Raw genomic sequence first — 26,580 nt, 5'->3', positions numbered from 1 at the left:
CGCTGCGCCGCACCAAAAGTAATTTAAGGATCCCCACATGGCCGTGACTACCGTCGCCCAATTCGCCGCCGAGCTGAGCAAGCCGGCGAGCACGCTGCTGGAGCAGCTGCTAGCCGCGGGCGTCAAGAAGTCTTCCGTCGATGACTCGCTGAGCGAGCACGACAAGGAACGCCTGCTCGACCACCTGCGCTCTTCCCACGGCACTGCCGGGGCGGATCGCAAGAAGATCACGCTCGTCAAGAAGTCGACCACCGAGATCAAGCAAGCCGATGCCAGTGGCAAGGCCCGCACGATCCAGGTCCAGGTCAAGAAGACCCGCACCTTCATCAAGCGTGACGACGCCTCTGACGAGGCCGGTAGCGGCCAGGACGAAGCCGATCTGGCTCGTCGCGAGGAAGAGGCGCAAGCCAACGCCGCCGCACTGCGCCAGCAGGAAGAGGAGCTGAACGCCAAGGTCAAGGCCCGCGAGGACGCCGAGCGCGCCGCCCGCGAAGCCGCCGAGGCGCGCCGCGCCGAGGAGCAAGCCGCCGCCGAAGCCGCCGCTGCTGCGCAAGCCGCTGCCGCCGCACAGGCTGCAACCGAAGCCGCCAAACCGGAGGCCGTTGCCGAAGCGCGTCAGCGCAGCTCGGACAAGGCGTCTGCCGAGGCCGCTGCGATCAACAAGGCCGCCGCCAGCCGCCGCAGCAAGTCAGCACCGGTCGAGGCGCCCGCGCCCGAGCCGGTCGTTGCTGCACCGGTGGAAGCACCGGCACCGGTCGTGGTTGCTGCTCCGGTCGAGCCGCCCAAGCCGCTGCTGCGTGTGGTCAAGGCCGTCGACGCTGCTGCCGAAGAGAAGAACAAGCAGGACGACCTGGCCCGCCGCCGCAAGGCCGCCGAGTCCGAGGCCGCTGCCATCCGCGCGATGATGAACGCGCCCAAGAAGGTGATGGTCGCGGCCAAGAAGGAAGAGCCCAAGCCGGCCGAACCGGCTGCGGGCATCAAGGGCACCATCCACAAGAAGGTTGGCGCGCCTGGCGCACCGGCCGCTCCCGGGAGCACGACCGCCAAGCCGGGCGACAAGAAGTCGGTCAAGTCCGAGAAGCTGTCGTCCAGCTGGGCCGATGACGCCGCCAAGAAGCGCGGCCTCAAGACCATCGGTTCGGGCCCCGCCGGCGCCAACCGCCCGGGTGGCGGTGGCAACTGGCGTGCTCCGGCGCGCGGTGGCCGCGGTGGCCGTGGTGGTCGTGACGACAACAGCTCGAGCTTCACGCCGCCTGTCGAACAGCAGACCATCGAGGTCCATGTGCCCGAGACCATCTCGGTCGCCGATCTGGCGCACAAGATGTCGGTCAAGGCTGCCGAGGTCATCAAGCAGTTGATGAAGCTGGGCCAGATGGTCACCATCAACCAGCAGCTGGACCAGGAAACGGCCATGATCCTCGTCGAGGAAATGGGCCACAAGGCATTGCCGGCCAAGCTGGACGACCCCGATGCCTTCCTCGAAGAAGAGGGCAGCGCCGCCGAGCAGCAGCACGAATCTCTGGCGCGCGCGCCGGTGGTCACCGTCATGGGTCACGTCGACCACGGCAAGACCTCGCTGCTGGACTACATCCGCCGTTCGCGGGTGGCGGCCGGCGAAGCTGGTGGGATTACGCAGCACATCGGCGCTTATCACGTCGAGACGCCGCGCGGCATGATCACCTTCCTCGACACCCCGGGTCACGCCGCGTTCACGCAGATGCGGGCACGAGGCGCCAAGGCGACGGACATCGTCATCCTGGTCTGTGCGGCCGATGACGGCGTCATGCCGCAGACCAAGGAAGCCATCCACCATGCCAAGGCCGCTGGCGTGCCGATCGTGGTCGCGATGACCAAGATCGACAAGCCGGATGCCAACGCCGAGCGCGTGAAGAGCGAGCTCGTGGCCGAACAGGTCGTGCCGGAAGAATTTGGCGGCGAGTCGCCGTTCATCGGCGTGTCGTCCAAGACCGGAGAGGGCATCGACACGCTGCTGGAGCAGGTGCTGCTCCAAGCCGAAGTGCTTGAACTGAAGGCGCCGGTGGTGTCGATGGCCAAGGGCCTCGTCATCGAAGCCCGGCTGGACAAGGGCCGCGGCCCGGTCGCGACGGTGCTGGTGCAGAGCGGCACGCTCAAGCGCGGCGACGTCGTGCTGGCCGGCTCCACCTTCGGCCGCGTGCGCGCCATGCTGGACGAAGACGGCAAGGCCTGTACCGAGGCTGGCCCGTCCATCCCGGTCGAGATCCAGGGCCTGACCGAAGTGCCGCAAGCCGGCGACGAGTTCATGGTGCTGGGCGACGAGCGGCGTGCCCGCGAAGTGGCCACCTTCCGTTCGGGACGCTACCGTGACGTGAAGCTGGCCAAGCAGCAGGCCGCCAAGCTGGAGAACATGTTCAGCGACATGGGCGCCGGCGACGTGCAGACGCTGCCGCTCATCATCAAGAGCGACGTGCAGGGCTCGCAGGAAGCGCTGGCCGCTTCGCTACTCAAGCTCAGCAACGCCGAGGTCAAGGTGCAGATCGTCCACGCGGCGGTCGGCGGCATCAGCGAGAGCGACGTCAACCTGGCCATCGCGTCCAAGGCCGTCATCATCGGCTTCAACGTGCGGGCCGATGCCGGTGCGCGCAAGCTGGCCGAAGGCAACGCCGTCGATCTGCGTTACTACAGCATCATTTACGACGCTGTGGATGACGTGACCAAGGCGATGTCCGGCATGCTGGCGCCCGAGCAGCGCGAAGAAGCACTGGGCACGGCCGAGATCCGTGTCGTGTTCGTCGCCTCCAAGATCGGCACGGTGGCCGGCTCGATGGTCACCAGCGGTCTGGTCCGCCGTGGCGCTCGCTTCCGCCTGCTGCGCGAGAACACCGTCATCTACACGGGCGAGGTGGACTCGGTGCGGCGGGAGAAGGACGACGTCCGCGAGGTCAAGGAAGGCTTCGAGTGCGGTATCAAGCTCAAGAACTACAGCGACATCAAGGAAGGCGATCAGCTGGAATTCTTCGAGATCAAGGAAGTGGCCCGCACGCTCTGACCGTCTGCCCTTCGGGTTTACCCCGCAGACCCCGCCCGAAAGGGGCGGGGTTTGTCCTTTTAGGAAACCGCCATGAGACACAAACGCGCCATCCCCAACCGAGCTTTCCGCGTCGCCGACCAGATCCAGCGCGATCTGGCGGAGCTGATCCGCGAGCTCAAGGATCCGCGCATCGGCATGGCCACGATCAATGCGATCGAGGTCACGCCCGATTACGTCCATGCCAAGGTATTTTTCTCGGTGCTGATCGGCGACCCGGCCGAGACGCAGGAAGCGCTGAACGAGGCCGCGGGCTTCCTGCGCAACGGCCTGTTCAAGCGCCTGCAGATTCACACCGTACCGACGCTGCATTTTCAGTTTGATCGCACCATCGAGCGTGCGGCGGAGATGAGTGCGCTCATCAACAAGGCCAACGCGACACGCGCGTTGGAGGACGAGGAACCGAATGACTGAGGCTGTCGTCGCAGCGGCCCGTCGGCCTCGTGTCCAGGATGCCAACCGCCCGCCTCGCGTGCGGGTGCAGCGCCGCGCCCTGCATGGTGTGTTGTTGCTCGACAAGCCGTTGGGCTTGTCGAGCAACGACGCGTTGCAGAAAGCCAAGTGGTTGCTGCGTGCGGAGAAGGCCGGTCACACCGGCACGCTGGACCCGCTGGCCACCGGCCTGCTGCCGCTGTGCTTTGGTGCCGCCACCAAGTTCAGCCAGCTCAGCCTGGACGCCGACAAGCGTTATCTCGCGACGCTGGCCCTGGGCATCCGCACGACGACCGGCGACGCCGAGGGCGAGGTGCTGGAGCGCCGTGAGGTCGACGGCATCACGCCCGAGCAGATCGCCGTCGCCTGCGCCGCCTTCACCGGCGAGATCGACCAGACGCCGCCGATGTACTCAGCGCTCAAGCATGAAGGCAAGGCGCTCTACGAATACGCCCGGGCCGGCATCGAGATCGAACGCAAGAGCCGTCGCGTGACGATTCATGCCGTCGACATCGTCGCCGTGCAGGCTGGCACCGTGACCCTCGACGTCCGCTGCACCAAAGGCACCTACATCCGCACGCTGGCCGAAGACATCGGCACGAAGCTCGGCTGTGGCGCGTCGCTGGCCGCGCTGCGCCGCACGGGCTCCGGCAGCCTGACGCTCGACGGCAGCATCACGCTGACCGCGCTGGAAGCCCTGCCCGAAGAGCAGCGCGCCGCGCTGCTCACTTCACCCGACGGCCTGCTGGCCGACGCGCCCGAGCTGCGCCTGCCGGCCGAAGAGGCCGTCCGCTTCCTGTCCGGGTTGCGCCGCCGTGTCGACGCGCCCGATGCCGAGCGCGTGCGCGTCTACGGCCCCGAATCGCGTGCCTTTCTCGGCAGCGCCCACATCACCTCTGGCGAACTGATCGCCGACCGCCTGTTGACCCCGCCGGAGGTCCAGGCTCTGCTCTCCGCCTGAACCGGTTTTTTTTAGAAGCACGTCTCATGACCACCCCGATCCGCAACATCGCCATCATTGCCCACGTCGACCATGGCAAAACCACCATGGTGGACCAGCTCCTGCGTCAGAGCGGCACCTTCGCCGAGCACGAGAAGGTCGTCGACACCGTCATGGACAGCAATGCCATCGAACGCGAACGCGGCATCACCATCCTGGCCAAGAACTGCGCCGTCAGCTGGGAAGGCACGCACATCAACATCGTCGACACCCCCGGCCACGCGGACTTCGGCGGTGAAGTCGAACGCGCGCTGTCCATGGTCGACGGCGTTGTGCTGCTGATCGACGCGCAGGAAGGCCCGATGCCGCAGACGCGCTTCGTGACCAAGAAGGCGCTGGCCCTGGGTCTCAAGCCCATCGTCGTCGTCAACAAGGTCGACAAGCCGGGTGCCAAGCCCGACGCCGTCATCAACGCCGCCTTCGACCTGTTCGACAAGCTGGGCGCCAACGATGAGCAGCTCGACTTCCCGGTCGTCTACGCCTCGGGCATCAACGGCTGGACCTCGCTGACCGAAGGCGCGCCCGGTGAGCAGTGGGGCCCCGACATGTCGGCCCTGTTCAACACCATCCTGACGCATGTGCCCGCGCAGAAGGGTGACCCTGACGCGCCGCTGCAGCTGCAGATCTCGGCGCTGGACTACTCCACCTTCGTCGGCCGCATTGGCGTCGGCCGCATCAGCCAGGGCACGATCAAGCCCGCGATGGACGTGCTGGTCATGGAAGGCCCGGACGGCAAGACCTACAAGGGTCGCGTCAACAACGTGCTGACCTTCCAGGGCCTGGACCGCGTGCAGACCACCTCGGCCGGCCCGGGCGACATCGTGCTGATCAACGGCATCGACGACATCAGCATCGGCGTGACCGTGACAAGCCCGACCGACCCGGCACCGCTGCCCATGCTCAAGGTCGACGAGCCGACGCTGACGATGAACTTCTGCGTCAACACCAGCCCGCTGGCCGGCCGTGAAGGCAAGTACGTCACCAGCCGCCAGATCTGGGACCGCCTGCAGAAGGAGTTGCAGAGCAACGTCGCGCTGCGCGTCAGCGAGACCGATGAAGACGGCATCTTCGAAGTGATGGGCCGGGGCGAACTGCACCTGACCATCCTGCTCGAGAACATGCGCCGTGAAGGCTACGAGCTGGCCGTGTCCAAGCCGCGCGTGGTGTTCCGCACCGTCGATGGCGAGAAGCACGAGCCGATCGAGCTGGTCACGGCCGACGTCGAGGAAATCCACCAGGGCGGCGTGATGCAGGCCCTGGGCGAGCGCAAGGGCGAGCTGGTCAACATGGAGCCGGACGGCCGTGGCCGCGTGCGCCTGGAGTACCGCATCCCGGCGCGTGGCCTGATCGGCTTCACGAACGAGTTTCTGAACCTGACCCGCGGTTCGGGCCTGATCAGCAACATCTTCGACGGCTACGAGCCGCACAAGGGCGACATCGCCAGCCGCAAGAACGGTGTGCTGATCTCGATGGATGCGGGCGAAATCTTCACCTACGCCCTGGGCAAGCTGGACGACCGCGGCCGCATGTTCGTCAAGCCGAACGACCCGGTCTACGAAGGGATGATCGTCGGCATCCACAACCGCGACAACGACCTGATCGTCAACGCCACGCGCACCAAGCAGCTGACCAACTTCCGCGTCTCCGGCAAGGAAGACGCGATCAAGGTCACGCCGCCGATCGACCTCACGCTGGAGTACGGCGTCGAGTTCATCGAGGACGACGAGCTGGTCGAGATCACCCCGAAGAGCGTGCGTCTGCGCAAGCGCCATCTGTCCGAGAACGAACGCAAGCGCGCGTCGCGCGCATAAGCGCTCGACACACGCTGCGCGGCGCCTTGAGCTCCCCCCAGCCCCCCCTCCAGGAGGGGGTTCTAGCCAGTTGATTGCCCGCGCCCCGAAAGGGGCGCTCGTCTTGATGACTCACCGATCTGCTGTCTTGCTGATGCTGCTGGTCACGCTGATGTGGAGTTCGGCGGGCGTGGTCACGCGGCATCTGGACGCGGCGCGCGGCTTCGAGATCACGTTCTGGCGCAGTGCGTTCAATGCGCTCGCGTTGGTCGTCATCCTTGGCTTCATGCGGGGCAGGGCGCTTTGGTCGGCGATGCGCGGCACGGCGGTCTGGGCGTCCGGCCTGTGCTGGGCCGTCATGTTCACGGCCTTCATGGTGGCGCTGTCGTTGACGACGGTGGCCAATGTGCTGGTCACGATGTCGCTGTCGCCGCTGTTCACGGCGGTTTTTGCGCGCGTGTTCCTGCGGCAGCCGATTCCGGCGCGCACCTGGTGGGCGATTGCCGTGGCCGGTGCGGGCATCGCGTGGATGTTCGGCGGTCAGTTGGGCGGGCCGCTGCTGGGCGTGTTCGTCGCGCTCGGCGTGCCACTCGCCGCAGCGACCAATTGGTGTTTGCTGCAGAAGGTCGGGGAGGGCGGTGACATGCTGCCCGCCGTCCTCATCGGCGCGCTGATCTCGATGGCCGTCACGCTGCCGCTTGCCTGGCCGCTGCAGGCCGGTGCCCACGACCTCAGTCTGCTGGCGCTGCTCGGTGTCTTCCAGCTCGCCATCCCCTGCCTGCTGGCCGTGCGTCTGGCCCGCGAGCTGCCCGGCCATGAGATGGCCTTGCTCGGTCAGGCGGAAACCCTGCTTGGCGTGCTCTGGGCCTGGCTGTTTGCGGGCGAACACCCAGGCAGCGCGGCCTTGATCGGCGGTAGCCTCGTGCTCGCCGCCCTGATCGCCAATGAAGCCCTGGCGCCTCCTTCCGTCAACCCTGCATTGAAAAACGCATGAGCGACCTGATCCCGCCCCTGGTATCCGATGGCCACGTCCTCGCCGAAGTCAACGGCTGCCTCGGCCTCATCACACTGAACCGCCCGCAGGCGCTGAACGCCTTGTCGCTGGCCATGATCCGCGACGTGACGGCGCTGCTGCGCCACTGGGCCGCACTGCCGCAGATCCAGGCCGTGGCCGTGCTGGGTGCCGGCCGCGAAGGCAAGCCGCCGGCCTTCTGTGCGGGCGGCGATATCCGCTTCTTTCACCAGGCCGCCCATGCCGGCGACCCGGCGCTCGGCGACTTCTTCACCGAGGAATACCGCCTCAACCACCTGATCCACAACTACCCCAAGCCCTACATCGCGCTGATGGACGGCGTCGTCATGGGCGGCGGCATGGGCATCAGCCAGGGCGCCAAGCTGCGCGTGTTGAGTGACCGCTCCACGCTCGCCATGCCCGAGACCGGCATCGGCCTCTTTCCCGACGTGGGCGGCGGGTGGTTTCTCGCCCAATGCCCCGGCTTTGTGGGCGAATGGCTGGCGCTGACCGGCCAGTCCATCGCGGCGGGCGACGCGATTGAATGGGGCCTGGGCGACGTCTTCGTGCGCGCCGAGCATTGGCCCGCGCTGATTGACGACCTGCGCCACGGCGCCCAGCCCAGCGCCGAGCATGTTGTCGCCACCGTCATGGAGCGCGTCGACCTCGCGCCGTCGTCCGACCCCAAGGCCGTCGCCGATCGCATCGACCGCCATTTCAGCCTGCCGACGCTGGCCGACATCCTGGACTCGCTGGCTCGCGCAAATGACGACTGGGCGCGGCACACGCGCGCGGCGCTGCTGAAGCGCTCACCGACGATGCTGGCCGTCACGCTTGAACTGGTGCGCCGGGGCCGCCGCTTGAACTTGGCCGACGACCTGCGCCTGGAGCGCGACCTCATGCACCACGCCTTCCACCTGCGTGGAGCGGCGCGCAGCGAGACGGTGGAGGGCATACGTGCGCTGGCTGTCGACAAGGACCACGCACCGCGCTGGGTTCCGGCCACGGTCGCCGAGGTCGACCCCGGCGAGGTGGCCGCCTTCTTCGTCAGCCCATGGGCGCCGGCCGAGCATCCCCTGCGTGACCTGAGCTGAAGGGACAGCGCTTCCAACGACGGCACGGAGGGCAACTTTGAGGCCCTCGATAATCACGGCGTGAATTCCGAAGCTTTTTCTCCCTGGCGCCTGTCCGTCGCGCCGATGATGGACTGGACCGACCGGCATTGCCGCTACCTGCACCGTCTCATCACGCGCCGCACCCTGCTCTACACCGAGATGGTGACGACCGGCGCACTGCTGCACGGCGACCAGCCCCGCCACCTGGACTTCAATGCCGAGGAGCACCCGGTCGCGCTGCAGCTCGGCGGCAGCGAGCCGGCTGATCTGGCAGCCTGCGCCAGGCTGGCCGAGCGTTGGGGCTATGACGAGGTCAACCTGAACTGCGGCTGTCCCAGCGAGCGGGTGCAGAAGGGCGCCTTCGGGGCCTGCCTGATGGCTGAGCCGCAGCTCGTGGCCGACTGCGTGAAGGCCATGCACGACGCGACGTCGCTGCCCGTCACCGTCAAGCACCGCATCGGCATCGACAGGAACGAGAGCTATGACTTTGTGCGCGACTTTGTCGGCACCGTCGCCGAGGCCGGCTGCGAGGTCTTCATCGTCCATGCCCGCAATGCCTGGCTGCAGGGCTTGAGCCCCAAGGAGAACCGCGAGATCCCGCCGCTGCGCTACGAGTGGGTGGCGCAGCTCAAGCGCGAGTTCCCGCAGCTCACCATCGCCATCAACGGCGGCCTGAAGACGCCCGACGAGATCGCCGGACAGCTTGCCCACCTGGACGGCGTCATGGTCGGCCGCGAGGCCTATCACGAGCCCTGGAGCATGGCGCAATGGGATTCGCGCTTCTTCGGCCAGCCCGACCCGGCTGCGTCTCGCGAGCAGGTCGAAGACGCCTGGCTGGACTACCTCGCACGCGTGCACGCCGCCGGCCGTTCCTGGTCCTACGCCATGCGCCATGCCTTGGGTCTGTGGAACGGCACGCCGGGCGCGCGGCGCTGGCGCCAGGTCTGGAGCGACCACCGGCTGAAGACGCTGCCACCGCGTGAGGTCGCAGCGCAGGCCACCGCCGCGCGGCTCGGCCGATTGGCATGACGCCCCAGTTCGCCGTCTTCGCCACCTCGTTGGGCCATTGCGGTGTGGCGTGGCGTGGCGATGCGGGCGAAGGCCTGATCGGGTCGCAACTGCCGGCCGCCGACGTCGATGCGTTGCGGGACCTGATGCACCGCCGATTTGAGAATGCCATCGAGGCCGAGCCGCCAGCGCCGGTGCTCGCGGCCATTGGGCTGATCCGGCGCCTGCTGGCCGGGGAGACGGCCGACCACCGAGAGCTGCTGGCCGTGAAGCTGGACGACCGCAGCGTGCCCGAGTTCGACCGTCAGACGCTGTGGCTGACGCGCCAGATTCCCGTCGGCCAAACCCGCACCTATGGTGAACTGGCGGCAGCGCTGGGCGAGCCGGGCGCGGCGCGCGCGGTGGGTCGAGCCGAGGGCCACAACCCTTTTGCGCCCATCGTGCCCTGTCACCGGGTGATGGGTGCCGGCGGTGCGCCGACAGGTTTCTCGGCGCCCGGCGGCGTCGAGACCAAGCGGCGCATGCTGCTTATCGAAGCGCGCGCCGCGGGTCAGTTCGCGGGCGACCAGCAACGCTTGTTTTAACTGTCTGACAAAGCGGTGGATGGCGTCCTACGAGGCGCTCCTGCCTTGGCCGATGGCTGCTGGACAAAGTGCCTTTTCCAATCGTGACACCGGCACCTGGCCGGGGGCCACGCGGATCAGGAGCCGTCCATGTCTTACACCCGCCAGCATGCGCGGAACTCTGCGGCCTTGCTTTTGGCAATGGCCTTGGCCGCGTGCGGAGGAGGCGGCGGCGGGGGAGCTTCCGGCGCTGTCGGATCGTCGCCTGCGCCCGCTGCGCCGGCTCCTTCACCGGCACCATCCCCGTCGCCAGCGGCATCGGCGCCGTCGCCCGCCGTTCCGCCGCCTCCTTCGGAAGCCAGTGCGCCCGGCAGTGGCGTCGTGTGCACGCCGGAAGATCTGATCCAGCCCCGTTCGGGCGCTTTCGCGCTGGTCAACCTGACGCGCCTCGCATTGGGCCTGCCACAGCTGACGCGCCTGCCCGCTCTGGACGGCACGGCGCAGGCCCACGCCCGGTATGTCATCGTCAACAACGAAGCCGGCGTGACCGAGTCACCCGATCGGCCTTGCTTCACCGGCACCGATCTTGAGCAACGGCTGACCGCTGCGGGCGTCGCCTCGACCGAGTCACCGGGGCTGCGTCAGCGCACCGAGATCGTCTTGGCGTACAGGGTAGCGGCCGGCGCCGAGCCCGAACCCTGGGCCTACGCCAACGACATGTTGAGCAATCTCTATGGGCGCATCGTCCTGCTCGACGCGCGCCTGCAGCAGGTGGGCCTGGGCTACTCGGCCGAAGCGGGCGGTCAGCGGCGGGCTCTGGTGCTGGACACGACGGTGTCGGCCGGCGCGGCCTTGCCCAACCCCGACGTCTTCGCCGTGTGGCCACGCGACGGCGCAACGGGCTTGCCAACGCGGATGCACCCGTCCGACGTGAAGCCGCTGGCTGCCGGTCTTGTCGAGGGCTATCCCATCACGCTGCATGCGGGCGCAGTGGTGCAGGTCACGCGCTTCGTCATGTTCACTGCGAGCAGCGGCGCACCTGTTGAAGCCACGGCAGTCACCGGCGCCAACGACAGGAACGGCCTCCTGACGGCGAGTGAGGCGGCGCTTGTGCCTCATGCGCCTCTGGCCGCCGGCACGACCTACCGGGTCGAGTTTGACGGCATCGTGGGCGTAACGCCGCTAAGCCTTGTGTGGTCGTTCACCACGACGCCCTGATCGCACAGTCGGCCGAGCTTGCCCCGCACGAGGTCACGTGACTCTGCGGCGTGCCGCTGCGCTGCCGCGACAATCGCGCATGTCCTTTGCATCCCTTGGCCTCACGCCCGCCCTGTTGCGCGCCGTGCGCGAACAGGGCTACCACGCCCCCACCGCCATCCAGGTGGCCGCCCTGCCTCCCGTGCTGGCGGGCCGCGACGTGCTGGCCCTGGCCCAGACCGGCTCGGGCAAGACGGCTGCCTTTGCCCTGCCGCTGCTGCAACGGCTGGTCGACTCGCCGCCCCGGCCCGGTCCGCGTGCATTGGTGCTGGCGCCAACGCGCGAGCTGGCGGTGCAGACCGCCGAGTTCCTGCGCGAGGTCGCGGCCCTGCTGCTGCACCGGCCCCGGGTCGCGCTGGCCTTTGGCGGCGTGTCGATCAACCCGCAGCTGATGGCGCTGCGCGGCGGCTGCGATGTGATGGTGGCCACGCCCGGCCGCCTGCTCGACCTGCTGGATCACAACGGCCTGACGCTGGCCGGCGTGCAATGCCTGGTGCTGGACGAAGCCGACCGCCTGCTGGGCCAGGGCTTTGCGGAGGAGCTCCAGCGTGTGCTCAGCCTGCTGCCCGCGCAGCGCCAGTCGCTGCTGTTCTCCGCCACATTTCCGCCGTCCGTGCAGGCCTTGGCCGGGCAACTGCTGCGCGATCCGGTCCGCATCGAGATCGAGGAAGCGCCGCCGCGTATCACTCAGCGCGCCATCCAGCTCGACCGCGCGCAGCGCCTGCCCGCGCTGCGGCAGTTGCTGAAGGAGGGAAGCTGGGAGCGGGTGCTGGTCTTCGTGGCCAGCCGCTACGCCGCCGAGCTGGTGTCGGACAAGCTCTTTGCCCATGGCTTCAAGGCCGGCGCCTTGCATGGCGAGCTCAGCCAGGGTGCGCGCGGCGACGTGCTGGCCGCGCTGAAGGCGGGCAGCGTCAAGGTGCTGGTGGCCACCGATGTGGCTGCGCGCGGCCTGCACATCGACGCGCTGGACGCCGTCATCAACTATGAGCTGCCGCGCTCCGCGGCCGACTACACCCACCGCATCGGCCGCACCGGCCGGGCGGGGGCCGAAGGCCTGGCCATCAGCTTCATCTGCGCGGACAGCCCGGACAACGCCGAGAGCCATTTCCGCCTCATCGAGAAGCGCCAGGGCCAGCGCGTTCCGCGCGAGCGCCTCGCCGGCTTCGAGCCCGAGGCCGTGGCGAGCGAGGCGCAGGCGGCAGGTGGCATCAAGAGCACGACGCGCAAGAGCAAGAAGGACAAGCTGCGGGAAGCCGCGGCCAGGGCAGCCGACCATGGGCATTGAGATCGAGCGCAAGTTCCTCGTCACGGACGACGGCTGGCGCGGCCAGGCCTCGAGCCAGACGCGCTTCAGCCAGGGCTACCTCAGCCGCGACCCGGCCCGCACGGTGCGCGTGCGCATCGCGGGCCAGCAGGCCTTCCTGACCATCAAGGGCGCCACGCACGGCGCCACGCGGGCCGAGTTCGAGTACGAAGTGCCGCTGACGGACGCCCAGGCGCTGCTGGCGCTGTGCGACGGCCCCGTCGTCGAGAAGGTCCGCCACTTGTGCCCGTTTGATGGCATGACCTGGGAGGTGGACGAGTTTCTCGGTGCCAATGCCGGCCTCGTCGTCGCAGAGATCGAGCTGGCTTCGGAAGCCCAGTCGTTCGCGTCGCCCGCATGGCTGGGTGACGAGGTGACCGGTGATGGCCGCTACGTCAACGCCAACCTGGCGGTGCACCCGTTCACGAGCTGGGGCCGCTGAATTAGGGGGCGGCGAATCCGGCCGCTGCGGGTCTGCGTAAGTCCGGTGACGCATGTCACAGGCTGGCAATGCCAGCCAACGAAGATGCGCCGTCCTGGTCTGCCCCACACCCGTGCCCCCCATCCTGTCATCCCTGCTGCAACGAACGCGCACTGGCATCCTGATGCTGCTGCTCGTTGTGTTGCCGTTGCAGAGCGTGGCCCAGCTCATGGCCAGCTTGCAAGGGCACCGCCATGTGCATACCGCAACGGCGTCGCCGTCGCCTTTGCGGGCGCTGCTGGACCATCTGCATGCCGCCCAGGACCCGCGTCTGCAGGCGGCCAGGCTCAGCTGGGTGGTGAGCGAGGGGCCGGCGGCGGAGCTGCATGCGCACGGCGGCGTGTTCCACAAGCACTCGCAAGACCAGGCCGATGTGCTTGAGGTCGGCGAGCCGGCGGACGATTCCGTGCAAAGCGGCGCGACCGCGTTCCTGGCCTGGCTGCCGGCTGCGCTGGCCTTGCCGGTCGGCGAGCGCAACGAGCGGCCGGCCACTGCCGGTCGCGACTGGCGCGACCGGGTCGTCGCGCCACCGCTGACGCCGCCTCGCGGCTGAGCTCAGCCGAACGCCTCCTGCTTTCCGCCTGTCCTGCTGCGACAGGTGGCCCCTGCGCACGCCCGCAGGCCCCGGTTTCCCGAGATTTTCCATGCCCAAGAATCGCTTCCAGCCGACGCTGCTGGCCGCTGTCGCCTGCCTGTTCGCTGCTTCCGCCGCGCAAGCGCAGGTTGAACGGCCCGTCGTCGTCGCCACCGCCGTGCTCGACAAGGTTGAAGTGGCGGGCCGCCACTACGACAACGCCATCGGCAGCGCCGACGCCGCCTCGCAAGGCACCATCCGCGCCGAACTGCTGAAGAGCCGCCCCGCACTGCGCCCCGGCGAAGTGCTGGAGTTCGTGCCCGGCCTCATCGTCACGCAGCACTCCGGCGACGGCAAGGCCAACCAGTATTTCCTGCGCGGCTTCAACCTCGACCACGGCACCGACTTCGCCACCAGCGTCAACGGCCTGCCGGTCAACATGCCGAGCCACGGCCACGGCCAGGGCTATTCGGACCTGAACTTCCTCATCCCCGAGTTGGTGGACCGCATCGAGTACCGCAAGGGGCCGTACTTTGCGAAGAACGGCAACTTCGCTGCCGCCGGCTCGGCCGACATCGCCTATCGCAGCACGCTCGACGAGAGCTTTGCCGCGCTGACGCTGGGCCAGCGTCAGTTCCAGCGCTTCGTCGGCGCCGGCTCTGCGGCGATCGGGGGTGGGCTGACCCTGCTGGGTGCCGTGGAGGTCCAGCACAACGACGGCCCGTGGAAGTTGCCGGAGCGCCTGCGCAAGAGCAATGGGGTAGCCACGTTGTCCGGCGGTACGAAGACCGAGGGCTGGAGCGCCAGCTTGATGGGCTACGACGCGAACTGGCAGTCGACCGACCAGGTGCCCGAGCGCCTCATCACGATAGGCACATACAACGGCCAGCCCTTCGGCCGCTTCGACGCCATCGACACCAGCGACGGCGGCGAGACGCGCCGCACGAGCGTCTCCGGCGAATGGCATCGCAACACGGGTGCCGAGACCACGAACGTCGCGGCCTATGCGATGAACTACCGGCTCAAGCTCTTCTCCAACTTCACCTATGCGCTGGAGCGCCCCGACGACGGCGACCAGTTCTCGCAGCAGGACAAGCGCAGCGTCTACGGTGCCAGCGCCAGCCATGCCGTGGAGCACGGGCTGGGCAACCTGCCGGCGAAGAGCGAAGTCGGCCTGCAACTGCGCCACGACCGCATCCGCGTCGGCCTGTATGACACCGTGGAGCGCCGCATCACCGGCACCACGCGCGACGACGAGGTGCGCGAGACCCAGCTTGGCGTCTACGGGCAGACCTCGGTGGAGCTGACGCCCTGGCTGCGCAGCGTCGTCGGCCTGCGGGCAGACCAGGCGCGCTTCAAGGTCAACAGCTTGAGCAACCCAGCCAACTCCGGCAGCGCCTCGGCGCATCTGTTGTCGCCCAAGCTGTCGCTGATCGCCGGCCCCTGGGCCAAGACGGAGTTTTTCTTCAACGCCGGTCGGGGCTTTCACAGCAACGACGCGCGCGGCACCACGGCCGCGGTCGACCCCCGGACCGGCGATGCCGTCGACAGGGTGCCGGGTCTTGTCGCCGCACGCGGCCTGGAGCTGGGTGTTCGCACGGAGTGGGTGCCGGGCCTGCAAAGCTCGGTGGCGCTGTGGAAGCTGGACTTCGACTCCGAGCTCGTCTACGTCGGCGACGCTGGCGCCACCGAAGCGAACCGGCCGAGCAAGCGGCACGGCATCGAATGGAACAACCGCTATGTGCCCGCGCCCTGGCTGCTCATCGACGCCGACCTCGCCTGGACGCATGCACGCTTTGCGGACTTTGATGCGGGCGGCAACCGCATCCCCAATGCCGTCGACAAGGTCGGCTCCATCGCCGTGACGCTCCGCGAACTGGGCCCATGGTCGGCCAGCCTGCAATGGCGCTACCTCGGCTCGGGTTCCCTGATCGAGGACAACAGCGTGCGATCACGCGCGTCGCTGACGACCAACCTGCGCGTCAGCCGCAAGCTGTGGCACAAGGCCGAGCTGACGGTGGACGTGTTCAACCTGACCGACCGCAAGCTCAACGACATCGAGTACTTCTACGAGTCGCAACTGCCCGGAGAGGCCGCGCCGGTGGCCGACCGGCATGTCCACCCCGCTGAGCCCCGCACGTTGCGTGTGACGCTGAAGATGGGCTTCTGAAGAGGGTGACGCCGCGCGATGGCGAGCTGCTGGCGGTGGCGCCACCTTGAAGCGCTTTTGCACGCGGCCCGATCCAGGCAATGCACCAGAGTCATGCGCCTGCTGAAGGCGTGAATGCTGGATCGGTATCCATGCTGGCCCGTTTCTCGCATCTACTCGCGCTCTGTCTTTACCCTCAGAGGAGAACCCCGCATGCAATCCATGACCTTCGGCCTGCGCGCCGCCTGCGCCTCGCTGCTGGCGGCCAGCGCCTTCGCCTGCCTGCCGGCGCTGGCCCAGACAGCCAAACCCACCGTGGTGATCCTCGCCACCGGCGGCACCATCGCCGGTGCTGGCGCCTCGGCGCTGAACAGCGCCACCTACCAGGCTGCCAAGGTGCCAGTGGACAAGCTGATTGCCGGTGTGCCCGAACTGGCCAGCGTGGCCAACGTGCGCGGCGAGCAAGCCTTCCAGATCGCCTCCGAGAGCTTCACCAACGACAAGCTGGTGACCCTGGGCAAGCGTGTTTCCGCACTGTTGAAGGACCCGGAAGTGAGCGGCGTGGTCGTCACCCACGGCACCGACACGCTGGAAGAGACCGCCTTCTTCCTGAACCTGGTGGTCAAGAGCGACAAGCCCATCGTGGTGGTCGGCTCGATGCGGCCGGGCAGCGCGATGTCGGCCGACGGCATGCTGAACCTGTACGACGCGGTGGTGGTGGCGGCGTCGCCCAGCGCCAAGGGCAAGGGCGTGCTGATCACCATGGCCGACGACATCCTGTCCGGCCGTGACGCAGCCAAGCGCGTGAACATCAAGACCAGCGCCTTTGGCAGCCAATGGGGTTCGCTGGGCATGGTGGTCGAGGGCAAGACCTTCTGGTTCCGCAGCCTGGCCAAGCGCCACACCGCGAACTCCGAGTTCGACATCGACACCATCGACGCGCTGCCGGACGTGTCCATCGTCTACGGCTCGGGCAGCATGAACATGGCGATGTACGACGCGGCGGCGACGCCGGGCGTGAAAGCCATCATCAACGCCGGCACCGGCAATGGCTCGGTGCCCAACTACGCGGTGGACAAGCTCAAGTCCATCCGCGACAAGGGTGTGCTGGTCATCCGCTCCAGCCGCGTGGCTGACGGCATCGTGCTGCGCAACGCCGAACAGCCCGACGACAAGTACGACTGGGTGGTGGCCCATGACCTAAACCCCCAGAAGGCCAAGATCCTGGCTGCCGTGGCCCTGACCAAGCCACAGACCACCGCTGAGCTGCAGCGGATCTTCTGGGAATATTGATCGACGGCGACGCTGGTCGAGTCCTTGCGCGCAGCGCATAGCGCCGCCTGGCGTGTTACCAGGGCGGTGACTCGCTGAGCGCTTCCTCGGGGACGTTGGCGGGCAGGGCGGCTGGCGCCAGTGCCGGTGCCGAGCCCGCGGCAGCGAAGTCGTGCTCGCCGCCCAGGCCTTCGATCAGCGCCGGGATCAATCGGCTCAGCTCACCCGTGGCCAGGGCCAGGTCGGCGTCGAAAGCTTCATCGCCGCTGGCCTCGGCCCGGCCTTCGAAGGCCAGGTCCAGGAAGCTGATCTTCTTGACCGCGAAGCCCTCGGTCAGCGTGAAGGCGACGCGCTCGTTCCAGCTCAGGGCCAGGCGCGTGGGCATCTTGCCGCTGGTCAGATGGGCGCGCACTTCCTCGATGTCCAGCGGATGGCGGGCGTAGCGCACGACGGGCTTCTGCTCGTCGCTGCCCTTGAGCTCGCACTCGCGCTCGATCTGGAAGCCCTCGGGCGTCACGCCGTCCAGCAGCCAGGCGGCCATGCAGGCGGCCGGGCTCTCGGCTGTCTGCACGAGTTGCAGCGACAGGCCGGGGCTGGCCTGGATCAACAGCGTGATGACCTCATCGGCCCGGCTGGTGGAGCCGGCGTCGACGAACAGCAGCTGCTGCGCTGGGGCGATCCACACCTGGGTGGCGGAAGTCTTGGTGAAGGCGCGCGGCAGCAGCTCGTGCTCGGCCTGCTCCTTCAGCTCCTTCTTGGCCTTCTTGCCGGGCTTGCGGCCGGTCGTGGCCTCGATGTGCTCGGCCAGCTCATCCACGCGCTCCTGCACGACCGAGGAGGGCAGCAGGCGCTGCTCGCGCTTGAGCTTGACGAGCCAGTGGCCGTCGACCATTTCGACGAGGGGCGCGTGCTCGATGCCGCGTGGCGGCGCCCATCCCACGGCCAGGGGCTGGGTCGGGGCGCAGGGCAGGAAGGTTTCCTTGGCGAGCTGCTCGCCGAGCAGCTTGGCGTCGGCCGTCCAGCCTTCGCCGATGCGGTAGGTGATCAGGTTCTTGAACATGGGCTCTGGAGAAACAAGAAGCCCGCCAGCGGCGGGCTTCGGAAACAGAGCGTCATTGTCTCAGGTCCGGCGCCGGCGCCAGGTCAGCAGGGCGCCGGCACCGGCCAGCCACAGCCAGTAAGTCTCAGGTTCGGGCACGGCCGTCGTGACGGCCTGCATGGTGCCGGTGAAGCTGCCGTTGGCCACGAAGCTCAGGCCGGTGACGAAGCCGGTCACGTCGAACGCGTTGACGTTGGCCGATGCCTCGATGCCGCGGATCTCGAACTGGTTCACGCCGCCGGCAAAGCCATGGGCGATGAAGTCGAAGGTCACGCCGGCCGCGACACCATCGGCCGTCTTCTGCCAGACGTCGCCCGACCGGGTCCACACCTCGTAAAGCCCGTCGCCGACGTTGCTGGCCACCTGCACGGCCTTGAAGTTGGGGTCGCCCGCGCCCGTGGCGTAGCTGAAGCCGGTGGCGACGACGGGGTCGATGAACGTGATGTGGTCGGGGCCGACATCCTCAACGTGGAAGCCGTAGACCGGCCCGGCCAGCTCGCCGTCGACGGTCGGCACCGGCTTGAGCGTCGGCAGCGCGATGTTGCCGACACCGCTGGGCAGGGTTGCGGGATCGATGGGCGTGAAGTCGAAGTACGAGCTGGAGCGCGCGTCCACGCTGCCGTCGCCGCGCGTGTGGGCGAGGTCGATGCTGATGGAGTAGCTCGTGCCGTAGCTCAGCACGCCGATGGGCAGCGTGAAGCCGGCAGTGGCGAGCACGGGGCTCTGCCAGATCAGGTCGGACTGCTCGAAGCTGCGCGGCACGCCGTTGCGGGCCTCGACCGTGACCGGGTGGGTGTTGTCCTGCACGCGGATACGCATGGTGTCGATGCCGTCCGGCGTCATGCCCGGCAGCGTCCAGCTGATGGTGGGCGTGAGGCCCGAGCCACTGACCGTCATGGACTGGACGAAGGGCATGGCGCCCACGTCGCCGACCGTGGGCGTCTGCACGACCAGCGTGTTGCCGGCGGAGAAGTTGGACGCCGTCGACAGCAGCAGCCGCCTGGAACCGGTGAGGGCCGCGTCGTACGGCGTTGATGCGAAGTACTGGTGCGGCGTCAGCGTCCAGTCGCGCTCGTAGAGGCGCGCCTTGACCCAGTCCGGGTCGGTGGCGAATGAGTCGCAGGTCTTGCCCGTCGGGCAGACGCCGGACGTACCGTAGACATAGGCGCCCGGGCTGGCGGCCGGCGGCTGCACGTTCTGGATGCCCCAGACGAGGATGTCGCCCGTTGCGTGGTTGCCGCTGTTGGCGCTGTTGGCCTGGCGGATGTGGAAGGGGCTTTGTGCGGTGGGCGGCGCGGCCAGCGCCGTGGCGGCGGCAAGCAGGCCGGGGAGGACGAGGCAGGTCTTCATGGCAGGCTCCTGGCGGTGGCCGCCGAGCCTAGTGAGCGTGTCTCACGCTCGCATCCTCATCGCTGAGGATGCCTGCCTTCAAGCCATTCAGGCGACTTCGTCCACAACCTGCCGCAGCAGCTTCTCGAACACCTCGACCGACTGCCCGCCCTGGATCAGGTGGCGCTGGTTGACGATGATCGCCGGCACGGCATGGATGCCCTGGGCGTGCACCTCGGCTTCGGCCTCGGCGACCTCGGCGGCGTAGCGGTCACCGGCGAGCAGTTCGCGCGCCTCGGCCTCGGGCAGGCCGGCCGCGGTGGCCAGTTCCAGCAGCACGGCGGGGTCGGAGACGTTGCGGCCATCGGTGAAGTAAGCCGCCAGCAGCGCCACCTTGAGCGTGCGCTGGAGGGTGGCGCCAAAGGCCTCGTCGGCCCAGTGCAGCAGGCGGTGGGCGCTGCGGGTGTTGTAGATGCGGCTGCGCGCTTCCATGCTGAAAGTGAAGCCAAGCTCTGCGCCGCGCTCGCGGATCGCCTGGCGCGTGCCGGCCAGCGCGGCGGGGCTGGCGCCGTATTTGTGCGCCAGGTGTTCCTCGATGTCCTGGCCTTCGGTGCCCATGTCAGGGTTCAGCTCGAAGGGGTGGAAGTGCAGGTCCAACGCCAGCCCCGGGATGCGCGCCGCAGCCGCTTCCAGCGAATACAGGCCGATGGCACACCAGGGGCAGACGATGTCGGAGATGAAGTCGATGCGCATCTGCGGCATTTTCACGGGCCGGCGCCAACCCCGGCCTGAGCAAGGTCGCGCCGAGCGTGACGGGGTTGCGCTTGAAGGCCACACGCGCGCCGCACGGGCCGGCAAGGGTTTGATAATTCCCCCAGTAGTAACCCGTATCGCCATGTCTTTCAAGATGTTCAGAAGTTCGAGCCCCTGGGGGCGCTCGCTGCTCACCGGCCTGTTGGCCACTTTCAGCGCGGGCAGCGTCCACAGCCAGGCCGACGCGGCGCGTGGCGACAAGGCAGACCGGTCGGGCACGCCCACAGCGAGCGCCGTCCTCGGCGGCCTGCGGGTCAGCGGCTTCGGCAGCGTCGGCCTGAGCCGCGTGGACGCGCCGGCGGGCTGGGGTTTGCGCCGCGAGCTGACCCAGTCCGCCACCGAGGCGACTTGGCGTGCAGACGTCGACAGCCGCTTGGGCGTGCAGCTGAACTACAGCCTCGGCAACCAGTTCGAGCTGGTCGCGCAGGCCATCGCCCGCAAGCGCGGCAGCTATGCCAGCGACAGTGACGCGCTGGAATGGGCCTACGCCAGCTACCGGCCCAACGCCGACTGGACGGTGAGGGTCGGTCGCGTCAATCTCGACGCCTTCCTGATGGCCGACTACCGCAACGTCGGCTATGGCTTCACCGCGGCCCGCCCGCCGGTCGAGCTGTACGCCATGCTGCCGACGACGCTGGACGGCGGCGACGTCGCCCGCAGCTGGTTCCAGGGCGATGCACAGTGGCGCGCCAAGCTGATGCTGGGCACGGCCCAGATCGGCGACTTCGCCACCGGCGACCCCGGCCGCGTGCGCGACATCGCCGGTCTCATGGTGTCGCGCGAGGAGGGCGGCCTGCTGGTGCGCGCCAGTGCGTCGCGCACGCGCATCGAGCTTGACCTGAGCACCTCACAGGCCGCCGTGGACGCCCTGGGCCAGCTCGGCAGCCTGCCGGTTCCGCCAGTGGCCGACCAGGCCCGGCTGCTGCGTGACCGTCTCGGCGCGTCACCCATCTGGGCGACCTTTCTAGAACTCGGCCTTCGCTACGAATTGGCCGACTGGCAGTGGAGCGCCGAGTTCGTGCGCATCTCGGCGGCGCCGCTGGTGAAGCAGTCATCGGCCTATGCCACCGTTGGCCATCGCCTGGGCGACTGGACGCCCTACATCGGCTATGGCCGCACGCGCGACGCCATGCCCGTGACGCCGACGCCCGCCTGGCAGGCCACGCTGACGCCGGTGCTCGGCCCGGACGGGGCGGCGCAGCTCCAGATGCTCGGCAGCCTGATCACCGACGCGGTGAACCGCGCCCGCGTGCAGCAGTCGGGCTGGTCCGTTGGCGCGCGTTGGGACTTCCATCCGCAGGCGGCGCTGAAGCTGCAATGGGACCGGACCCGCATCGATGCCAATGGTCCGGGCCTGTGGACCGGCGCCGACAGCTCGCCCGGCAAGGCTCACGTCGCGACTGCGGTCGTTGACTTCATCTTCTGAAGCCGTGGCCGTGCGCAAGTTCTTCGCCCATGTCCTGGCCCTCGCCGTCCTGATGGCCTGCGCCTTGCCCGCACGGGCCGACTTCTACATCGTCGTGCACGCCAGCAATCCGCAGAAGGCGCTGACGCAGAAGGAGGCGGTCGACCTCTTCATGGGCCGCAGCCGCGCCTTTGCCAACGGCGATTTCGCGCTGATCTTCGACCTGCCGCGCGACCATCCGCGCCGCGCGGCCTTCTATCAGGCGCTGACCGGCATGAGCGTGGCCCAGGTCAACAGCTACTGGTCGCGGCTGATGTTCTCCGGCCAGAGCGTGCCGCCCCAGGCGCTGCCTGACGAGACCGCCGTGGCCGGCATCCTGCGCCGCAACCCGAGCGCCTTGGGCTGGCTCAGCAAGGAACCCACCGAGCCCGGCCTTCGAACTGTGCTCGTCATCAAGGAACCCGTCACCAAATGACGCCCGCTGCACCCCGTGTGCGTGGTGCCGACAGCCTGCAGCTGCGTTTCATGCTGCTGGTGTTTGCCAGTGCTGCCGTGCTGGCCCTCGTGGCCGCCACCATCGCCTACCAGCTCGGCCAGTCGCGCGCGTTGGCCAGCGGGCGCAGCAGTGTCGAGGCGCTGGCCACGGCCGTGGAGAAGACGCTGGCCATCGGCGCCTACGCCAAGGACGCCGTGCTGCTGCAGGAAGTGGCCGGCGGCCTGGCGCGCAACGAGCTGGTGGATGTCGTCGAAGTGGTGTCTGCCGACGGCAGCGCGCTGGCCAAGGTCCTGCGGCCCAACGCGGTCGAGCGGCCCGGCTCGACGCTGCTGACGCGGCCGCTGGTGTCGCCCTTCGACGCCAAGGAGAACCTCGGGCAGCTGCGCATCCATCTGAACGACGCCAAGGTGCAGGCCGACGCCGACCGCGAGGCCTACACGCTGGCCGCAGCCATGGCCGGCCAGGCGGCCTTGCTGGCGGCCGTGCTCTACCTGCTGGCAGCCCGCATGGTGTCGCGGCCCATCGTGCGCCTGGCGAGCGCCTTGCGCCGCATGACGCCGGGCTCGGGCGAGCGGCTCGAAACGCCGGACAACCACGCTGCCGACGAAATCGGCGTGCTGATTGCCGGCGCCAACACGCTGCTCGAATCCAACGAACGCGCGCTGCAGACCGAGCGCAGCCTGCGTGCCGAGGTCGAGGCCATGGAGGCGCAGTACCGCCAGATCTTCGACTCGAGCAGCGCCGGCATCTTCGTGCTCAACGAGGGTGGGCGCCTCATCAACGGCAACCCGACGGTGTCGCGCGTGGTGGGCGTGTCGATGAACGAGCTGCGTACGCTGAGCGAGGACGATTTCATTGCCCGTGTCTTCAGCCGGCCCGAGCAGGTCCGGCAGATGATCGACGAGGCCACGGCGCGGGGCGAAACCGTGTCGGCCGACCTGGAGCTGGTGCAGCAGGGCGACGAGCGGCGCTGGGTGCACTGCCTGATCTCCGTGCAGCACGTCGACGGGCAGACGGTGGAAGGTGTCATCTACGACATCACCGAGCGCAAGACCGATGAGAACGCGGTGCGCCACCGCGCCGAGCACGACGCGCTTACCCAGCTGAAGAACCGCGCTGCCGGCCAGGCCACGCTGGAGCGCTTCGTCACCGATGCCCGCTCCCGCGACGCCGCGCTGAGCGTCGTCTGCGTCGACCTCGACGGCTTCAAGCAGATCAACGACAACCACGGTCACGCCTTCGGCGACGAGGTGCTGGTGGCCTGCGCCGAGCGCATGCGTGCGGCGGTGCGTCGCTCGTCCGATCTCGTCGCGCGCCTGGGCGGCGACGAGTTCCTGATCGCGTTGCGCGACATCGGCCCCGGCGACGCGGTGCTGCTGCAGGTCATGCGCAACCTGCTCGACGGCCTGTCCCAGCCCATCGCGCTGTCGACGGGCGAGTCGGTCAGCGTGGGCGTCAGCATCGGCGTGGCCTGCCTGCCCACCCATGGCACGGAAGCCAAAGACCTGGTGCGCGCTGCGGATGAAGCCCTTTATCAGGTGAAGCGAAACGGGAAACATGCATTTGCGATAGCGTTGCCGGGTTAGCACCTCGACCACGCATGCATGACCGACTCGACCGACGCCTACACCCCGCCCAATGTCTGGACCTGGAACAAGGCCAGCGGCGGCCAGTTCGCCAGCATCAACCGCCCGGTGGCCGGGCCGACGCATGACCAGCCGCTCCCCGTCGGCCGCCATCCGCTGCAGCTCTATTCGCTCGGCACGCCCAACGGCATCAAGGTCACCGTGATGCTGGAGGAGTTGCTGGCCCTGGGGCACGCCGGCGCCGAGTACGACGCCTGGCTGATCCGCATCAACGAAGGCGCGCAGTTCGGCAGCGGCTTCGTCGAGGCCAACCCCAACTCCAAGATCCCGGCGCTGGTGGACCGCAGCGGCCAACCTGGGAGCCCACCCGTGCGCGTCTTCGAGTCGGGCGCGATCCTCATCTACCTCGCCGAGAAGTTCGGCGGCGCCTTCCTGCCTTCGGGTGGCGCAGAACGCGCCGAGGCCTTGAGCTGGCTGTTCTGGCAGATGGGCAGCGCGCCCTTCCTGGGCGGCGGCTTCGGCCACTTCTATGCCTATGCACCGACCAAGCAGGAATACCCCATCGACCGCTACTCGATGGAGGTCAAGCGCCAGCTGGATGTGTTGAACCGCCTCCTGGCCGAACGCCGCTACCTGGCGGGCGAGCAGTACACGATTGCCGACATGGCCACATGGCCGTGGTATGGCGCGCTGGCCAAAGGCCAGCTCTACGGCGCGGGCGAGTTCCTGTCGGTGCACGAATACACCCACGTCATCCGCTGGGCCGACGAGATCGCCCAGCGCCCGGCCGTGCAGCGCGGCCGCAAGGTCAACCGCACCTGGGGCGAGCCGGGCAGCCAGCTGCATGAGCGGCATGAGGCCAGCGACTTCGAGTTGAAGACGCAGGACAAGGTCGCGCCGTGATCACGCTTTACGACTGCGCCACCGCCCCCAGCCCGCGCCGCGCGCGCATCCTGCTGGCCGAAAAAGGCGTGCCGCATGAGACGGTGCAAGTGGACTTGCGCGGTGGCGAACAGATGGGCGAGGCTTTCCGACGCATCAACCCGCAGTGCACGGTGCCGGCGCTGGTCGTGGACGACGGCGCCGTGCTGACCGACAACGCGGCCATCGCGGCCTGGCTGGAAGCGCGCTACCCCGAGCCGCCGCTGCTCGGCCGCACGCCGCTGGAGAAGGCGGAGATCGCCAGCTGGCAGTGGCGTGTCGAGTTCGAAGGGCTGGCGGCGATTGCCGAGGCCTTTCGCAACAGCAGCCCGGCTATGGCCAACCGCGCGCTGACCGGGCCGGTGGACTTCGCACAGATCCCCGAACTGGCGCAGCGCGGCCTGCTGCGCGTGCAGCAGTTCTTCGCGGTGCTGAACGAGCAGCTGGCCGGTCGCGATTTCATCGCTGCGGGGCAGTTCAGCGTCGTCGACATCACCGCCGTCGTTGCGGTGGATTTTGCGCGCGTGGTGAAGGTCAAGCCGGGCGAAGAGCACCCGCATCTGCGTTGCTGGCGAGAGGCGATGCAGCAGCGCGGCACCATGGGCTGATCTGCTTCATTGCGAGGCGGGCGGGCGCAGCAGCAGGCACTCCAGCGCGGCGCCAGCAGCCACGCCAGCGCTGTAGGCCAGCAGGTCCGGCGCATGGAAGGTAGAGCCCAGCACCAGATGGCCAAGCGTGGTGTGCCGGATCGCGTTGATCCAGTCCGCCTGGTAGAGCTGGCTGAACTCCACCGCGAATGACGTCGCCAACGCCGCCGCAGCCACCCGGCCGATGGACCAGCCCGGCCTGGCCAGCCCGTAGAGCAGCATCACCATCAGCGCCCAGAGCGCGTCGCCCGGATATTTGCCGAACTGTGCCGGCAGCAGGAAGGGGTATCGGCGTGACGCCAGTCCTGCGGCGATGACCGCCAGTACCAGCAAGACGTAAAGCGGCCGGCTTCGACGCATGGTCTAGCGCTTGGCGGCCTTCTCCAGCGCGACGACCGCATCCAGCAGATAGGGCCGATCGCGCTCGAAGAAGCTCTTGTCGATGTTGGTGTTGGGGACGTGCAGGAACTTGAGCCGCTTGTTCTTGAGCAGCTTCAGGCTTTCACCAAAATAGCGGTTGAAGAGCCTGTCGAGCTGGCCGTTCGCATACGCCTTCTTGAGCCCGTACGCCAAGCGTTCGGCCAGTTGGGGCTGGTTCTTGGCGACGAAGAAATACATGGGCATGTAGGTGAAGACGGCGAAGTTGTCGACGATGGCCAGGCCGGGGTGAGCCTGCCGCTGGGCGAGCAGCTCCGGCTCGACCTCGTAGACGCTGCGCATCAGCAACTGGAAGCGGCCGGAGTCCAACATCGGGATCAGCGTCGAGTGGGCGCCGCCGTAGACGACCTTGAAGCCGTTGCTCTCCAGGATGGGCGCGGTGGACCAGCCGGGCCCCTGGCCGATGCTCAGGCGCCTTAGGTCGTCGACAGTCCGGACCGATTCGTAGAGCGGCAGTTCGCTCTGCCGCCCGAGAAAGAAGCGGAAGCTCGCCAGGCCGCGCATGATGGGCACCCGCACCGGCAGCGCACCGTCCAGCCATTCCGGCGTTGGCATGGCCACCGCGACAGACATGCTGCCCTTCTCCAGTTCCAGCAACTGCCTGCGGATGACGCTCTCCTCGCGCTGCTGGACGACACGGTAGCCGCCGTACCTGTCGCGGGAGAGCTCCAGCGCCAGTGCGAGCAGTTGGTCAGCGTAGGCGCGGTGCGGCGCCTCGCGCTCCATGTAGGGGATGGTGACGATCAGCGGCGGTGGCGGTGGCGGTGATGCGGCTGCAGGCATTGCCGCCAGCAGCGTCAGCAGCGCCAAAAGCCATGTCATC

At 68.2% G+C, this 26,580-nt stretch carries 24 protein-coding genes; 19 read left to right on the top strand and 5 right to left on the bottom strand.

Annotation, left to right across the window (positions count from 1 at the left end):
- Positions 1-37: 37 nt before the first annotated feature.
- The 14 genes from infB (at position 38) to AC0IZJ_RS04340 (ending at position 17,044) form a co-directional block, all read left to right on the top strand.
- Complete coding sequence (gene infB / locus AC0IZJ_RS04405) at positions 38-3,028, top strand: translation initiation factor IF-2 (protein WP_471847018.1); 2,991 nt, start codon at positions 38-40, stop codon at positions 3,026-3,028.
- Positions 3,029-3,100: 72 nt separating this feature from the next.
- Positions 3,101-3,481: a 30S ribosome-binding factor RbfA gene (gene rbfA, locus AC0IZJ_RS04400; protein WP_471847016.1), complete on the top strand. Its 381-nt coding sequence runs from the start codon at positions 3,101-3,103 to the stop codon at positions 3,479-3,481.
- Entirely contained in the window at positions 3,474-4,460 is a 987-nt protein-coding gene (truB, locus tag AC0IZJ_RS04395) for a tRNA pseudouridine(55) synthase TruB (RefSeq protein ID WP_471847014.1), read from the top strand. The genes rbfA and truB overlap by 8 nt, the downstream gene beginning before the upstream one ends.
- A gap of 26 nt (positions 4,461-4,486) precedes the next feature.
- Positions 4,487-6,310 (top strand): translational GTPase TypA, encoded by a 1,824-nt coding sequence (gene typA / locus AC0IZJ_RS04390; protein WP_471847012.1) that lies wholly within the window; start codon positions 4,487-4,489, stop codon positions 6,308-6,310.
- 106 nt (positions 6,311-6,416) lie between these two features.
- Positions 6,417-7,283 (top strand): DMT family transporter, encoded by an 867-nt coding sequence (locus tag AC0IZJ_RS04385; protein ID WP_471847010.1) that lies wholly within the window; start codon positions 6,417-6,419, stop codon positions 7,281-7,283.
- Positions 7,280-8,395 carry an enoyl-CoA hydratase/isomerase family protein gene (locus AC0IZJ_RS04380; protein ID WP_471847008.1) on the top strand — a complete coding sequence of 372 codons (1,116 nt, stop codon included), beginning with the start codon at positions 7,280-7,282 and terminating at the stop codon, positions 8,393-8,395. The genes AC0IZJ_RS04385 and AC0IZJ_RS04380 overlap by 4 nt, the downstream gene beginning before the upstream one ends.
- A gap of 105 nt (positions 8,396-8,500) precedes the next feature.
- Positions 8,501-9,445: a tRNA dihydrouridine(20/20a) synthase DusA gene (gene dusA, locus AC0IZJ_RS04375; RefSeq protein ID WP_471847147.1), complete on the top strand. Its 945-nt coding sequence runs from the start codon at positions 8,501-8,503 to the stop codon at positions 9,443-9,445.
- A complete protein-coding gene (locus AC0IZJ_RS04370) occupies positions 9,442-10,008 on the top strand; it encodes a methylated-DNA--[protein]-cysteine S-methyltransferase (RefSeq protein ID WP_471847006.1) in 567 nt (188 codons plus the stop codon). The genes dusA and AC0IZJ_RS04370 overlap by 4 nt, the downstream gene beginning before the upstream one ends.
- A 360-nt stretch (positions 10,009-10,368) precedes the next feature.
- Positions 10,369-11,205 carry a hypothetical protein gene (locus AC0IZJ_RS04365; protein WP_471847004.1) on the top strand — a complete coding sequence of 279 codons (837 nt, stop codon included), beginning with the start codon at positions 10,369-10,371 and terminating at the stop codon, positions 11,203-11,205.
- A 79-nt stretch (positions 11,206-11,284) separates the two neighbouring features.
- Entirely contained in the window at positions 11,285-12,529 is a 1,245-nt protein-coding gene (locus AC0IZJ_RS04360) for a DEAD/DEAH box helicase (protein WP_471847002.1), read from the top strand.
- Positions 12,519-12,989 carry a CYTH domain-containing protein gene (locus AC0IZJ_RS04355; protein ID WP_471847000.1) on the top strand — a complete coding sequence of 157 codons (471 nt, stop codon included), beginning with the start codon at positions 12,519-12,521 and terminating at the stop codon, positions 12,987-12,989. Before AC0IZJ_RS04360 ends, AC0IZJ_RS04355 begins: the two co-directional genes overlap by 11 nt.
- 163 nt (positions 12,990-13,152) lie before the next feature.
- Positions 13,153-13,581 carry a hypothetical protein gene (locus AC0IZJ_RS04350; protein WP_471846998.1) on the top strand — a complete coding sequence of 143 codons (429 nt, stop codon included), beginning with the start codon at positions 13,153-13,155 and terminating at the stop codon, positions 13,579-13,581.
- Between the two features lie 91 nt (positions 13,582-13,672).
- Entirely contained in the window at positions 13,673-15,772 is a 2,100-nt protein-coding gene (locus tag AC0IZJ_RS04345; RefSeq protein ID WP_471846996.1) for a TonB-dependent receptor, read from the top strand.
- Positions 15,773-15,964: 192 nt separating this feature from the next.
- On the top strand, positions 15,965-17,044 hold the full coding sequence (locus AC0IZJ_RS04340) for a type II asparaginase (RefSeq protein ID WP_471846994.1): 1,080 nt from the start codon (positions 15,965-15,967) through the stop codon (positions 17,042-17,044).
- A gap of 55 nt (positions 17,045-17,099) precedes the next feature.
- Here the strand turns inward: AC0IZJ_RS04340 and AC0IZJ_RS04335 are convergent, their stop codons facing one another.
- The 3 genes from AC0IZJ_RS04335 to AC0IZJ_RS04325 all read right to left on the bottom strand — a co-directional run bounded on the left by AC0IZJ_RS04335 (position 17,100) and on the right by AC0IZJ_RS04325 (position 20,213).
- Complete coding sequence (locus tag AC0IZJ_RS04335) at positions 17,100-18,083, bottom strand: recombination-associated protein RdgC (protein ID WP_471846992.1); 984 nt, start codon at positions 18,081-18,083, stop codon at positions 17,100-17,102.
- Positions 18,084-18,143: 60 nt separating this feature from the next.
- On the bottom strand, positions 18,144-19,472 hold the full coding sequence (locus AC0IZJ_RS04330) for a PEP-CTERM sorting domain-containing protein (protein ID WP_471846990.1): 1,329 nt from the start codon (positions 19,470-19,472) through the stop codon (positions 18,144-18,146).
- 87 nt (positions 19,473-19,559) lie between these two features.
- A complete protein-coding gene (locus tag AC0IZJ_RS04325) occupies positions 19,560-20,213 on the bottom strand; it encodes a DsbA family oxidoreductase (protein ID WP_471847145.1) in 654 nt (217 codons plus the stop codon).
- A 133-nt stretch (positions 20,214-20,346) separates the two neighbouring features.
- Here AC0IZJ_RS04325 and AC0IZJ_RS04320 point away from each other — a divergent pair, with 133 nt between their 5' ends.
- Genes AC0IZJ_RS04320 through AC0IZJ_RS04300 form a run of 5 tightly spaced genes read left to right on the top strand, consistent with a single transcriptional unit; the run spans position 20,347 to position 25,280 of the window.
- On the top strand, positions 20,347-21,690 hold the full coding sequence (locus AC0IZJ_RS04320; RefSeq protein WP_471846988.1) for a hypothetical protein: 1,344 nt from the start codon (positions 20,347-20,349) through the stop codon (positions 21,688-21,690).
- Entirely contained in the window at positions 21,674-22,144 is a 471-nt protein-coding gene (locus AC0IZJ_RS04315; protein WP_471846986.1) for a hypothetical protein, read from the top strand. The genes AC0IZJ_RS04320 and AC0IZJ_RS04315 overlap by 17 nt, the downstream gene beginning before the upstream one ends.
- Positions 22,141-23,751: a diguanylate cyclase domain-containing protein gene (locus AC0IZJ_RS04310; RefSeq protein WP_471846984.1), complete on the top strand. Its 1,611-nt coding sequence runs from the start codon at positions 22,141-22,143 to the stop codon at positions 23,749-23,751. Before AC0IZJ_RS04315 ends, AC0IZJ_RS04310 begins: the two co-directional genes overlap by 4 nt.
- An 18-nt stretch (positions 23,752-23,769) precedes the next feature.
- Positions 23,770-24,654 carry a glutathione-dependent disulfide-bond oxidoreductase gene (yghU, locus tag AC0IZJ_RS04305; RefSeq protein WP_471846982.1) on the top strand — a complete coding sequence of 295 codons (885 nt, stop codon included), beginning with the start codon at positions 23,770-23,772 and terminating at the stop codon, positions 24,652-24,654.
- Positions 24,651-25,280, top strand: a complete 630-nt coding sequence (locus tag AC0IZJ_RS04300) for a glutathione S-transferase family protein (RefSeq protein ID WP_471846980.1) — start codon at positions 24,651-24,653, stop codon at positions 25,278-25,280. The genes yghU and AC0IZJ_RS04300 overlap by 4 nt, the downstream gene beginning before the upstream one ends.
- A gap of 6 nt (positions 25,281-25,286) precedes the next feature.
- Here the strand turns inward: AC0IZJ_RS04300 and AC0IZJ_RS04295 are convergent, their stop codons facing one another.
- Positions 25,287-25,679 carry a ribosomal maturation YjgA family protein gene (locus tag AC0IZJ_RS04295; RefSeq protein WP_471846978.1) on the bottom strand — a complete coding sequence of 131 codons (393 nt, stop codon included), beginning with the start codon at positions 25,677-25,679 and terminating at the stop codon, positions 25,287-25,289.
- 3 nt (positions 25,680-25,682) lie between these two features.
- The gene (locus AC0IZJ_RS04290; protein WP_471846976.1) at positions 25,683-26,579 is read right to left on the bottom strand and encodes a substrate-binding periplasmic protein; all 897 of its coding nucleotides are present in this window, start codon (positions 26,577-26,579) and stop codon (positions 25,683-25,685) included.
- Between the last annotated feature and the right edge of the window lies 1 nt (position 26,580).

This window comes from Roseateles sp. AC306 (assembly GCF_979253795.1).
This window is presented reverse-complemented; position numbering and strand designations above follow the sequence as displayed.